The organism is Candidatus Eremiobacteraceae bacterium, assembly GCA_035710745.1.
Lineage (GTDB): Bacteria > Vulcanimicrobiota > Vulcanimicrobiia > Eremiobacterales > Eremiobacteraceae > JANWLL01.
Genome location: DASTCX010000004.1, coordinates 255,080 through 268,168 on the forward strand (window position 1 = coordinate 255,080; position 13,089 = coordinate 268,168).

Sequence of the window (13,089 nt, forward strand, 5' to 3'; positions counted from 1 at the left end):
CGCGGGATGCCCGCCGATCTGTTCGTCAGCGCGGGCGAAGCATCGGGCGACCTTCAGGCGTCGCTGCTCGTCTCCGCGCTTCGCAACCTGCGACCATCGCTCACCGCTGCGGCGATAGGCGGACCACGTCTGCGCGCAGCCGGCGCCGAGATCGTCGAAGATTCGGTCGCCGGAGGCTGGGCGAGCATCGGGCACTTGCGCGCGTACATCAAGATCCCATGGCTGCTTTTCCGCATGCTGCTGCTCGCGAACAGCATCATGCGCGACCCGCCGCGCCTACTCGTCTGCGTCGACTTCGGCGCGTTCAACGTCCGCATGCTCGAGTGGCTCCGGTTTTGCGGCTACAAGGGCCGCGCGCTCTACTACTTCCCGCCGGCGGCGTGGCTCGACCGCCCCGCGCAAGCGCGTAAGGTCGCGCGCGTCGCCGAAGCGATCACACCTTTTCGGCACCAGGCCGACTTCTATCGAGGCCTCGGCCTTGGCATCGAGTGGTTCGGACATCCGCTCGTGTCGCTCATCGCGCCGCGGGCGCCGGTCGAGCCAGCCGCGACGCCGATCGTCGTCGTCATGCCCGGCAGCCGCGAAGGCGAAGTCGATTGCCACTTGCCGGTGCTCGCAGCCGCCGCGGAGCGATTCGGTCGCGAACGAGGCGCCCGGTTTCGCGTCGTCGCCGCGTCCGACGCGCTCGCAGCGTCGATCGGCGCTCGCTGGCCGCAGGTTTGCGGTGGTGCTTCCGCCGTCGTCCGCTCCGACGCGGCGACCGCAGCCGTCGACGCAGACGTCGCGTGGGTCGCTTCGGGGACCGCGGTGCTCGAGACCGCGCTCGTCGGCACGCCGCAGGTGACGTTCTATCGGGTGTCCGACGCGCAGTACCGCTTCGTGGAGCGGCATCTTCCGCATCTGCTCGCCGGACCGGTGACGCTGCCGAACCTCGTCCTCGACGAGCGAATCGTGCCGGAGCTGCTCCAGCATGCGATGTCGGCCGAACGTCTGCTCGCAGAGACGACCCCGTTGCTGGACGATCGCACGCGACGTGACGCCATGCTCGACGGCTACGCCCGCATGCGCCGCGCGCTCGGGCCGCCGGATTCGCTTGAACGCATAGCGGCTCGCGTGCACGCGATGCTCGAAGGATCGGCGACCACGTGAGCGGACCGCGCAGGCTCGTCGTCTACCATACGTCGGACGTTCACGACGCGCGCGGTTTCGGAGCGAAGCTTGCAGCTATCGTCGAGCCGGACAGCCTGCTCGTCGATTCCGGCGATGCGCTCCGCGGGTCGTCGACGGTTTTCCACTCGGTCGAAGGCGTCTTGACAGAATTCGCCGAGGCCCCGTACAAAGCACAAGCGGTCGGCAATCGCGAGTTCCACTACCTGCATTCGAGGATGCTCGCGCGCGCGCGCTCGTCGCGCGTGCCGTGGGTCTGTTCGAATCTCGTCGACCTCCGCGACCGTCCGCCCGCGTTCGCGCGCTCGCTCGTCGTCGACGCGGGCGGCTTGCGCGTCAGGATCCTCGCTCTGCTCGTGCCGCAGTACCGCACCGGAAGCGGCTGGGAGCGGGTCTTCGGTTGGCGCTTCCTGGCGCCGGATGTGGCGCTGCGCGAAATGCAAGCAGCCGCCACCGAGAAAGCGGACGCGACGCTCCTGCTTTCGCACCTGGGCCTCGCCGCCGACCGAGTGCTCGCACCGCAACATCCCGAACTCGCCGCGATCATCGGCGGGCACAGTCACGATACCCTCGCGCATCCGGAAATCGTCGACGGCGTTCCGATCGTCCAACCGGGTCCGTTCGCCGAGTATGTGGGTCGCCTCGAACTCGACCTCGGTACGGAGCGTCCGAGCGTCGCCTCCTACAGTTTGGTGCCGTTGCTCGCGTCGGGATCAAGACGATGACCCAGCCTGCACGCATCTTGCTCGTGAGCAACGGATACGGCGAGATGGCGATCCTCGAGACGATCGCCAAAGCGATCGCGGCGCGGGATCCGAGCGCGAACCTCGCGCACATGGCGCTCGTCGGCCGCGTGGATGCCGGCGCGTGGCCCCAGCCCGTGGGACCACAAGCGGTCATGCCGTCGGGCGGCCTGGTCACGTACTGGAACGCGCCGAACATCGTGCGCGACGTCGGCGCCGGACTCATCAGCCTGTCGCTCTCGCAGTTCACGTTTCTTTCGCGCCAGCGACGGTCGTACGACGCAGTCGTCGCCGTCGGCGACGTGTACTGTGCCGCCGCATGCTTGTGGTTCGCGCGCCTTCCGACGGTCGTCGTCGCGACCGCCAAGTCCGAGCGGGTCGCATCGCACTCCTGGATCGAACGCCGCATCCTTCGAGGCGCGCGCATCACGTTCGCGCGCGACGAGCCGACCGCGCTTGCGCTCCTGCGAGGCGGCGTGCGGGCGCGCTACGCCGGCAACGCGATGATGGACCAAGTCGCGGCGCCGGAATTCCCTTTGCCGATCGCCGACGGCGCGATCCACGTCGCGCTCTTGCCGGGCAGCCGCTCGGACGCGCCGCAAAACACGCGCGCCGCCGCGCGCAGGCTGCTTCGGATGTCGGCGTTGTCCGGCAAGCAGGTCCAAGCGTTTCTGGCGCTCGCACCGGCAGCGGACATCACCGCGATCATCGGCGCTCTCAAGGCCGAGGAGTTCGAGGTCACCGTGTATCGCCACGGCCGAGGCGTCATGGCCATCGCCGTACGCGACGGCGTCGAGATCGGGCTCGTTCGGAGCGGCCTCGCCGCGTCGCTCGGGGCGGCTGAGGTCGTCCTCGGTCAGGCCGGCACCGGCAACGAACAGGCTGCGGGGCTCGGCAAGGTGGTCGTCGCCGCGGCGGCGCCGGGCGAGTCGCCGCAATCGGTCGGCTGGTATCGCATGCGCCAGCAGAAACTCCTCGGCGAAGCTCTCGTGGTGCTACAAGAGGATGATGACACCTTCGCGCGCGACGTCCTCGCGCTGCTGGCGGACCGCGATCGCGTCGCGGCGATGGGCGCGGCAGGTCGACAGCGCATGGGGGCGCCTGGAGCATCGGACGCGATCGCGCAGGCAGTGCTCGACGTCGCGAAGGAGGGGTGCGCATGACGCAGCCTCGCGCGGTCTCGACGTTGTCGCTCGCACTCCCGTACGGCTACGCGCTGCTGTTGCCGCTTTTCCCGTTGCTCATCGAACTCGCGGACGTGTTGCCGCGCGGCGTCGCAGTCGTCGGCGAAGGGTTCGCCGCGGCGCTAGCCGCGATCGTCATCGTGCTCTGCGCCCTCGGCACTTTCGGGAGTGTCGGCGCGCCTGGTTGGCGCGATCTGATCCGCATGCCGGTGCTCTGGGGGCTTCTCGCGCTCATCGCGACCGGCATCATCGCTGCTGCTGCCGGTTTGTCGTGGCACGCGGGTGTTTTCGAGATACTTTGCGAGATCGGCGATGCGCTCGGCTTTTGCGTGCTTTGGATGGCATTGCGCGACGAGCGCGTGCGGCGCGTGTTTCTCTCGCTCTTCTTAATATCCGGCATCCTCGCGTGCGTGTTCGCGATCGCTCTGACGCTCACGCGCCATCCACCAGCCGCCTTTGCGTACGAACATGGCCGCGCCGCGGGGACGTTCCTGCAGCCCAACGAGTTCGCGGGCTATCTGCTCTTCGTGATCCCGATCGGCGTCGCGCAATTCGCCGCGACCGGGTGGCTCAAGCGCCTCGGCATCGCAGGGGCGGCGCTCGGAACGGTCGCGATCGCGATGTCCGCGTCGCGCGCGGCAATACTCGGCCTGCTTCTCGCTTTGCCGATCCTCGCGCGGCGCTTCGGCAAGCGCACGCTGCTGGTCTATTGCATCGGCGCGGCGATCGCGCTCGGACTGGGACTGACCGTGCTGCGCAACGTCGCGCACGATCCAAGCGAAAACGCTTCGCGCATCGCCGTGTGGCGAGGCGCGGCGCGAATGGCAGAACGCTTCGCGCTCACCGGGGTCGGTCCGCTCGCGTTCAACATCGCATATCCGGCGTACAAGATGCCTGACGCCCAGATCGACGAGGTCCACGCGCACGATCTTCCACTCAACGTGTTGATCGAAAACGGCGTCCTCGGCCTCGCGGCCCTCGCATTCTGTATCATCGCGTGCATCCAAGCAGCCCGCGCCGGATCAAAGGACATCGCGTCAAAGGACCACGAACGTGGCCTCCTTTTCGTCGCGCTCGTCACATCATTCGTCGCATCGGCCATCCAGAACAGCGTCGATTTGGTCACGACGTTCGTTTTCTTGATGTGGTGGCCGATGATGGGATTGATGCTAGGAATGTCGCGTGAACCTTGACATGACGATTCGACAAGGGGGTCCAAACGCGGGGCGTCGCCGACGGCGAGAGCCGTCGGCGCCGAGCGCCGAGATGCAAGTCTGCCCCGAAAATCGGCGCGTCCCCGCATGGACCCCCTGGCGAATCGTTGTCGCGGTCGTCGCACTCATGCTCTGCGGTTGCTCGCAAAACGCGACGACGCAGGTCAAACAAAGCCCGACGCCTGGACCAACACCGACGAAAGCCGATTACTTCATCCATGGAAGCTCCTCGAACGGAGCGCCGGTCAAAGTACAAGATATCGTCAAGGGCCATCCTGTGTACGTCCTCAAGGCGACAGACGTCTACTACTCGACGTCGAGCGCAAAGGGCCGTTTTCTGAACGACACGATCTACTTCTACAAAGGAAACGCGGTGCGTCTGACGCTCGTCGCGCAAGTCGCGGACGTCAACCGATTGACCTACGATTTCGTCCTTCACGGCGACACCGGTGTCAAGGCGAAGAGCGCGACGGGCGTGACGATGACGTGCGACACGATGTCGTACAACGGCAACACGAAACTGCTCACGGCGACGGGTTCGGTCCGCGCGGTCGACGCCCAAGGCGATGTGCTGACCGGCGACAAAGCGGTCGCCGACCTCGACCTCCAAGAAATCCACATGTCAGGCCACGTCGGCATCGGCCGGCGGCGCTGAAGAGGAGCGGCTTTGGACGACAAGCGTCTGCCAACGAAGATCGACGTCCGCGGGCTGACGAAGCGCTACGGCGCGCGCACGGTCGTGGACCATGTCTTCGTCGACGTCAACGTCGGTGAAGTCGTCGGCCTGCTCGGTCCGAACGGCGCCGGCAAGACGACGACGTTCTACATGGTCGTCGGGCTCGTGAAGCCCAACGACGGGTCGGTCATCCTCGTCGACGACCAGGGCCGCGAGACGGACATCACGCACGAGCCGATGCACTTGCGAGCGCGTGAGGGTCTTGGATATCTCGCGCAGGAGACGTCCGTGTTCCGACGCCTCACGGTCGCCGACAATCTGCGGCTCATCTGGGAGCAGCGCGGCGTCTCTCGCGAAGAGCAGGACCGGCGCTTGCCGGCGTTGCTCGAAGAGTTCGGCTTGAGTGCGCTCGCCCACGACCGCGCCGAGACGCTGTCCGGCGGCGAGCGGCGCCGCGTCGAGATCGCGCGCGCCATCGCGACCGACCCCGCCTTCCTGCTTCTCGATGAACCGTTCACGGGCATCGACCCGATCGCGGTCGCCGACATCCAAGAGATCATCAGGCTATTGAAAGCCAAGGGGCTCGGCGTTCTCATCACCGACCACTCCGTCCGCGAGACGCTCGCGATCGTCGATCGCGCGTACATCCTCAACCGCGGCCGGATCGAGGTCGCCGGCAGTGCGACCGAAGTGGCGGAATCGCCGGTCGCGCGCAAGTTCTACCTGGGAGAGAGCTTCCGGTTGTGAAGATCCTCGACCGGTACATGCTCAAAGAGCTGGTCGGGCCGTTCGTCTTCGGACTCGCGGCGTTCACGCTGCTCTTCGTCGCGGGAAATCTGCTCAATATCGCGCGTCTCGTCTCCGAAGAGCACGCGAGTATCCTCTCGGCCGCGAAATACTTCGTCTATACGCTTCCCGCGACGCTCGTCCTCACGTTTCCGATGTCCATGCTCCTCGCCGTACTGCTCGCGATGAGCCGGATATCGGGCGAATCGGAGCTCACCGCCATCCGCGCGGGCGGCGTCAGCCTCTACCGCATCGCCGCGCCGCTGTTCGCCGTCGGTCTGCTCGCGTCGATCGTCGGGTTCTTGTTCCAGGAATACGTCGTGCCGTACGCGAGCGCGCGCGCAGCCGATATACTGCGTAACGAGATCCAATCCGGAGGTACCGGAGCGCTGGCCAATCAAACGGTCAGCACGATACTGCCGAACGGAGATCAGCAAGTGACGTTCGCGCAAGGCTTCGATCCGGCGACGAACGAGCTCCAGGGGACGACCGTCGAGGTCTTCCACGCGGGCTATCCGATATCGATGCTCTACGCGCCGCGCGCGACGTACTCAGGCGATCGCTGGCAATTCCGCGATGCCGTCCTCTTCGGACTCCAGCAGCCGTGCTGCAAAGTGAGCGACTATCCGATGCTCGAGATCGATATCGGCGCCGATCCGAGCCAGATCGTCGAACAGACCAAATCGCCCGAAGACATGAGCCGCGCAGAGATCTACAAGCTCATGGAAAGCGGCGTCAAGGAATCCGATCGCTCGCGCTACGCGCTGCTCCAGGTGACGTTCGACAGCAAGCTCGCCCGGCCGTTCGCCGCGCTCGTCTTCACCATGCTCGCCATGCCGCTCGGCATCAGGCCGCAGCGCTCGTCGTCGGGCGCCGGATTCGGCATCAGCATCCTCATCGTTTTCGCGTACTACGTGGTCAGCACCGTGTGTCTGGCGGTCGGCCGCTCGAACCCGAACCTCAGCCTGATCATGGCATGGCTGCCGAACGTCGCATTCGGTGCGACCGCGATCTGGCTCGTCCGCGAGGCGGCGAAGGTATGATCGCGATGGCCGCCTTGTTCGCCGAGATCGCGTGGGGCCCGATCTTCATCATCCTCGCGAGCGTCATCGTCGCGGGTGCGATAGCCTACATCGGCGATCGCGTCGGCCATCTCGTCGGGCGCCGCCGGATGACGATCTTCGGTCTGCGGCCGAAATACACGAGCACGATCTTCGCAGTTGGATTCGGCATGCTCATCGCGATGGCGGTCATCGCAGTCGGGCTCTCGATCTCGTACGACGCGCGGCTCGCGCTGTTCTCGCTCAACAAGCTGAACGATCAGATCGCAGCGCTCACGCGCGAACGGGATCGCGAGCTGCAGGACCCGGTCATCTACTTCTCCGGTCAGCCGCTGACGCAGCCGGTCATCATCAACTCGTCGGGGACGCAGGCGAGTATCGAAGGACAGCTGTCAGCGCTCTTCGTCGACGTCGCGAACCTATATCGCTCCGTGCCCGGCGTGCGGCCGTATCCGAAAGACCCGCTGAGCCCGGAAGTCAAGACGTCGATCTCACGCGCGGCGGCCGGCATCAAGGCGCTCAACCCGACGCCGGCGATCGTCGTGCCAGTTGCCGGGCAAAACATCTTCCGCGACACTGCGATGAGCATCTCGTTCGCCGTGTTCAAAGACGAGCTCATCTATCGCAAAGGCGAGCTCATGGGAACGGTCCCGGTCTCGAACGGCAAGGACACCGGCAAGGACCAAGCGGCGCTCATCCAGCTCGAGACGAGCTTGCAGCGTAACGCCGAAGATCACGGGATGCCGAACATGATCGCCGACAACTTGACGACGACCGAGGAAGAGTCGGCGGCGAGCTTGCGGCAATTGACGTCGATCGGCGGACCGGCGCTCATCAAGGCAGTGGCGCCGTACGACATCTACGCGCACGGCCCGCTCGTGACGATGCTCGTCGTTTCACCGATCGGGCGATGACCGACGGCGCAACGAGCCGCCGCACAGTCATAATCGGCGTCGACCCAGGCCGCTCGAAATGCGGCCTCGCGATCGTCTACGACGATGGATCACGCAAATCGCTTGCTGTCGTACCGACGCCGGAGATAGCCGATCGCCTCGATGCGGAAGTGCGGGCGTCGGACGTACGCGCGATCTGCATCGGCCATGCGACCGGCTCAGACTCGATCGTCGCCCTGTGCGCGAGCCGCTGGCCCGATATCCCCCGGCATGTCGTGGACGAGACGAACACGACGCTCGAGGCTCGCCGGCTCTACTATATCGACCATCCGCCCCGGGGGCTATGGCGTTTTATCCCGCGGGGGCTGCTCGTACCGGACGAACCCCTCGACGCCTACGCGGCGTTGCTCATCGTGACCCGATTCGAGGCCGAAAAGGGCTCGCGGGACAGCGCATATCCGAGGGCAGGAAAGGGATGAAATCCGGGCCAAAGCAGACCTTCGAGGCGTTCACCCGGCGGAATGTCTTTGTTCTGCTTCGGCCGGGTAACGAATGGAAATCGGGACACCGGTAACCGTCAGGAAACGTGGAGTTCTGCGGTCAAGCCGGGGCGCTCGGAGTCCATATGAATTACGCCTCCGACTTAGGAGGACCGCTTTGAAGACGAGTGCCGGCCTAGCTGCGTGCGCGCTGGCGGCCTTGGTCCTGTTCGCGTCGCCGTCCACGTCGGCCGCGTCTCCGTTTTCTGACGTTCCTCGCACCCATTGGGCGATCGACTACATCCGCGCTCTCGCAGCCGACGGAATCATCCAAGGCTATCCGCAAGGCAAATTCGACGGCAGCAAGGACATGACGCGCTACGAGGTGGCCGCGATCGTCGCCCGCGCCGTCTCCTACGTCCAAGCGAACGGCGCTTCTGCGTCGGACATGGCGAAACTCCAAAAGCTCATGGACGCCTACAAGGACGAGCTCGACTCGCTCGGCGTCCGCGTCTCGACGGTCGAAGACCGGCTGAACACGCTCGACAAATCGACGCAGTTCGCCCAGCGCTTCTCCGTTCACGGCACGCTGTCGTCGCAGTTCACCGAGCGCGAGCGCACGACATCACCGATGCTCGTCGATGGACACACGATCGCGGCGAACGACTCCGTCTTCAAGTTCACGGACGCGTTCATCGAGACCGACATCACGAACGATCCGTACTACGGCAGAGACAGCCCGGGCGTGCTGCTCCCGCGCGAGAACTGGGAGTTCACAGCGCAGTACGCGGTGACGCCGAACCTCATCGTGACCCTGCCGGTCAAGGTTTGGGATTACTCGTTCGGAGGCTATCGCCAGCAGCAGACCGGCGTCGGCATCAACCCGACGCTCGACGTGACGGCTCCGGATATCACGAACCTCAAGGGGTTGGAGATGCGCATCGGCATGCTCAACAACTTGCGCGGCTCGCTGACCGGCCTCACCTATAGCCCGCCTGACGACTTCAGGATCGGCTTCAAGGACCCGTTCCGTCCGTATCCGATGGGTGTTTCCGTCCAGGGCACCGCGTTCAACTGGCTTGATTTCCAGGCATACGGTTTCCGCATCGATCCGGTGATGATCAACACCGGCGCGTTCCCGCCGAACGACGGCTACGGTGCGGTCGGCTACCTGTCGCCGTACTACCCGCAGCAGTCGACAAGCACGTATAGTTCGGCGCAGACGACCGACACGTTCCCGAACGGCGGCCCGAGCCAGCAGCTCATCACGAACGTCTATCTCTCGTTGCTCGCGCAGCCGGGGACGATCTACATCTCGTACTTGCTCGGGCCGGGTTGCCCGACGGGCTGCACGTTCACCGGGCCGAATCAAGGCCAGCCGCCCTTCACCTACGTGCAGACGGTGAACGAAGTCATATTCTCGACGCCTTTGCCGGCCGGTTCGCAAGTCGCGCTGACATATCAAGGATACAGCACGAGCAACAATACGCTGCCGCAGCGCTACGACGTCGGCGGCCGCGCGGTCTACCACGTCCCTGGCATCGGCAACGGCGCGGCGACCCTCGGGCTGTCGTTCAACCGCATCTTCGACATCCCGAACGACAACGTGCTGTTCACATCATTCCCCGGCACGCCGAACGTGGGTCTCGTCAGCGACACGGTCTTCGGGCTCGACTTCGTCTTGCCGATCGCGTACGCGATCGGTCCGGTGCAGACACCGGCGATCTTCGGCGAGGTATCGTCGAGCAAGTACAGCGGCGACTACTTGCACACGCCGGCGCAGAGCGACACAGCGGGCGTCATCGGCCTGAAGTTCAAGATCCTCGGCGGCGATCAGACGATCGTCTTCCAGAACGTCGGACCGAACTGGATCGACGGTGCGCAGTTCCAGTATTCGGGGCAAGCGCCGGCGATATTCAGCTTCTACAACTTCCCGTATTTGCCGGCGCCGTACGGTATCGGCAACGACCTGGCGCTCAACGCCGAAGTCGATCGCGCGGCAGCGGCGGCGGGCTTCACCGGTCCATTCCTCTCGTCGAACACGACGTTCCCGTACGGTTCGTTCGCCTTCCCGCTGTTCAATCAGTTCAAGGCACAAGGACCGTACTACTATAGCTCGTTCACGCCGAACACGACCGGCGCTGCGGTGACGCTCAATTTCCCGCTGACCCTCGGCAACATCAGCGCGAAGCTGAACCTCGGCGGCCAGTCGCTGCGCGAGATCCGGCCCAACTCGCTCGCGACCGACATCTTCGGACCGCAGTTCGCGTCGTCGGTGAAGGCGAAATACGATCAGCTCGGCGCCGGCGTCACGCTCGGCTTGCCGATCTTCGACCGTACGGCGACCGTGACGCTGCAAGGCCTGTTCGAGCGGCTCGAGCGCAACGACACGACGCCGTTCGTCTACGCGGCGGATCCCGCGCTCAACGTCGCGTCGTACAACCCGGTCGCAAGCGCGGAGCTGACGGGCACGGGCCAACAGATCCTGTTCTATCCGAACTTCGTCGACGTCAAGCACACGGTCGGCCACGCGCAGCTCGCGCTTCCGGTGACAGCCGCGCTGACCGCCAACCTCGATTACTACGAGCAGCGCTACACCGGCGAGGCGCTCAACACGCTGACGCAAAGCATCAGCCAGCGAAAGCTCCAACTGACGGGCGGCGTGCTGTACAACATCCCGAACACGAACGCGTCGGTCAATCTGTTCTTCAACCGGTACGAATACCACGACGACGACGCGCCGACGTGGAACTGGGTGCAGAACAAGCAGAACCTGTACTTCTCCGTCAAGTTCTAGCGTCCGAAAACGTTCGACTAACGACCGCTCCTCGACGAATCAGGGAGCGGTCGAGATTTATCTCGACCGCCGCGGTCCATCGGTAAAGATTGGAGCGGTCGACCTTTACGGTCGACCGCCGCGGTCTTTGGGGGTCGCACGCCGCTGGGCCACTAACTTTCGACCGTGCTCCGCTGGCTCGTGATCCTCGTCGTTGTCATTGTTGCGGTCGTGCTGCTGTGGCGGCCCGCAGCCTCCTGGTGGTGCCTCGACGTCGGCAACCTCGCCTACATGCGAGGCGATCGAGCCACAGCCGCCGCCGACTTCGTGCAGGGCCTTCGTTTCGAACCTACGTGGCGGGCGCTGCTCGAAGATCATGGCCGCGCCGTCCTCGACGCCGAACCGGCCGTCGCCCTCGCAGACTTCAAAGCCGCCGACTGCGGCGAGCCATGTACTGCGGAAGCGGGCGATGCGGAAAGCCGCCTCGGCAACTTCGATAACGCCATCAACGACTATCTCGCCGCCCACGCCGTCGAGCGCGTCGGCGGTGCGGTCGACCGGCTCGCGAGCGAAGCGCGTTACGATGATGCGATCGAGCTCGAGCGCGCGCTTGCGAGCCGATTGGGAACGGGAATGCTGTCGCAAGCCGACGTGGCCAGCGCGGATTATCTGATCGGCGGACTCGATAATCGCGCGGCGAGAGCGGCTCGTGAGTCGGCGAAAGCGGCGGCGTATCACGCCGATGCGATCCGTTCGTTCCGGCGCGCGTCGCAGCTCGCGCCGTTCAACGAAGGGTATTTGCTCTCGCTCGGTTTTGCCGAGTCGGCGTGGGGTGACAAACGAAAAGCGCGCGTCGCCTTCGAGAAGGTGCTCGATCTCCACCCGCACCAAAGCGACGCCGAGCGAGGCCTCGCCCAACTCGGCGTTCGAAACAACGACCCGAATTGACCCGCCTTCGCGTCGCGCTCGAGACGCAGTTCGCGGTGGGCACACCGACCGGGCTTGGCGTCTACGCATCGGGTCTTGCCAAAGCGCTCCGAGCACGCGATGACGTCGAGGTCGTCGAGCTGCGCGACGACAGCTTCGATCTGTGGCGATTCGACCGCAGGCTTTACTGGGACCAGGTCCGCGCGCCGGCGCTCGCCGCACGTGCGAAAGCGGACGTCGTGCACTTCACTGGCGGCACACTGCCGCTCAGGCTCACGCATCCGACGATCCTGACGCTTCACGACCTCGTTTGGGTGCGCGGCGTCAATCGCGGCCGCTTCTATGTGCGCTGGTATTTCGGCGATCTCCAACGACGCCTCGCGCGGCGCGCCGACGCGATCCTCGTCGACACTGAAGCCGCGCGCGTCGACGTCGCGGATGGTCTCGACATCGACGCGGCTAGAATCCACGTGGTCGGCGTCGGAGTCGACGATTCGTTCTTCCACATCGAACGCCGCGTAGACGATCCACCGTTTATCCTATGCGTGGGCACGGTCGAGCGGCGGAAAGATCTCGTCACCGCGGTCGAAGCCGTCGCGCGTATCCCGGATGTCCGATTAGTTTCGGTCGGTCCGCTCACGCCTTACGCTGACGAAGTGCGAGCGAGGGCAGCGCGTCTCGACGTGTCGAACCGGATCGACTTACGCGGCTACGTTGACCACGCGACCTTGCGCGATCTCTACTCGCGAGCAGCGGCCCTGGTCTTTCCATCCCGCTACGAAGGTTTCGGTCTCCCGCCCCTACAGGCGTTGGCGTGCGGATTACCCGTCGTCGCGGCGCGTATTCCGGTGACTGAGGAGGTGCTCGGCGATAGCCCCGTCTACGTCGAACCGGGTGATGACATCGGATTCGCCGTGGCTCTCTCGTCCGTGACGAGTTCGTCCGACGCCCGGCGCGCCGAAGCTGGCCGCAGACAAGCCCAGACGTTCATTTGGCCCACCGTCGCAGACAGTATCGTGCGCTGCTATCGTGCAACTACCCGGAACGTCGGTGCCTGATACCGCCATTGGTTTTCCGTAGGGAACACCAAACGAATGTTCTCAGACATTCGGTCTCCAAGAGGACGGGACGTCGGGCTAGCCGTCAAATCGCAAGCAAACTCTGCCGATTCTGGCCCAACGGT

12 protein-coding genes are annotated in these 13,089 nt (G+C 65.0%); all 12 read left to right on the plus strand.

All coding sequences use genetic code 11. The features are described 5' to 3' along the window. Positions 1–6 precede the first annotated feature (6 nt). The 12 genes from VFO25_02285 to VFO25_02340 all read left to right on the plus strand — a co-directional run bounded on the left by VFO25_02285 (position 7) and on the right by VFO25_02340 (position 12,964). Complete coding sequence (locus VFO25_02285) at positions 7–1,149, plus strand: hypothetical protein (protein ID HET9341730.1); 1,143 nt, start codon at positions 7–9, stop codon at positions 1,147–1,149. After that, positions 1,146–1,892 (plus strand): metallophosphoesterase, encoded by a 747-nt coding sequence (locus VFO25_02290; protein HET9341731.1) that lies wholly within the window; start codon positions 1,146–1,148, stop codon positions 1,890–1,892. The genes VFO25_02285 and VFO25_02290 overlap by 4 nt, the downstream gene beginning before the upstream one ends. Continuing rightward, positions 1,889–3,073: a hypothetical protein gene (locus VFO25_02295; GenBank protein HET9341732.1), complete on the plus strand. Its 1,185-nt coding sequence runs from the start codon at positions 1,889–1,891 to the stop codon at positions 3,071–3,073. The genes VFO25_02290 and VFO25_02295 overlap by 4 nt, the downstream gene beginning before the upstream one ends. Then, the gene (locus tag VFO25_02300) at positions 3,070–4,287 is read left to right on the plus strand and encodes an O-antigen ligase family protein (protein ID HET9341733.1); all 1,218 of its coding nucleotides are present in this window, start codon (positions 3,070–3,072) and stop codon (positions 4,285–4,287) included. The genes VFO25_02295 and VFO25_02300 overlap by 4 nt, the downstream gene beginning before the upstream one ends. A 73-nt stretch (positions 4,288–4,360) precedes the next feature. Further along, entirely contained in the window at positions 4,361–4,963 is a 603-nt protein-coding gene (gene lptC / locus VFO25_02305; GenBank protein HET9341734.1) for an LPS export ABC transporter periplasmic protein LptC, read from the plus strand. A 12-nt stretch (positions 4,964–4,975) separates the two neighbouring features. Beyond that, entirely contained in the window at positions 4,976–5,731 is a 756-nt protein-coding gene (gene lptB, locus VFO25_02310; GenBank protein HET9341735.1) for an LPS export ABC transporter ATP-binding protein, read from the plus strand. Beyond that, entirely contained in the window at positions 5,728–6,813 is a 1,086-nt protein-coding gene (locus VFO25_02315; protein ID HET9341736.1) for an LptF/LptG family permease, read from the plus strand. The genes lptB and VFO25_02315 overlap by 4 nt, the downstream gene beginning before the upstream one ends. A 5-nt stretch (positions 6,814–6,818) precedes the next feature. Then, entirely contained in the window at positions 6,819–7,745 is a 927-nt protein-coding gene (locus VFO25_02320; GenBank protein HET9341737.1) for a DUF3084 domain-containing protein, read from the plus strand. After that, a complete protein-coding gene (locus tag VFO25_02325) occupies positions 7,742–8,203 on the plus strand; it encodes a hypothetical protein (GenBank protein HET9341738.1) in 462 nt (153 codons plus the stop codon). The genes VFO25_02320 and VFO25_02325 overlap by 4 nt, the downstream gene beginning before the upstream one ends. A gap of 178 nt (positions 8,204–8,381) precedes the next feature. Next, a complete protein-coding gene (locus VFO25_02330) occupies positions 8,382–11,000 on the plus strand; it encodes an S-layer homology domain-containing protein (GenBank protein HET9341739.1) in 2,619 nt (872 codons plus the stop codon). A gap of 165 nt (positions 11,001–11,165) precedes the next feature. Continuing rightward, the gene (locus VFO25_02335; GenBank protein ID HET9341740.1) at positions 11,166–11,927 is read left to right on the plus strand and encodes a hypothetical protein; all 762 of its coding nucleotides are present in this window, start codon (positions 11,166–11,168) and stop codon (positions 11,925–11,927) included. Continuing rightward, positions 11,924–12,964, plus strand: a complete 1,041-nt coding sequence (locus tag VFO25_02340; GenBank protein ID HET9341741.1) for a glycosyltransferase family 1 protein — start codon at positions 11,924–11,926, stop codon at positions 12,962–12,964. The genes VFO25_02335 and VFO25_02340 overlap by 4 nt, the downstream gene beginning before the upstream one ends. The last annotated feature ends 125 nt before the right edge of the window (positions 12,965–13,089 follow it).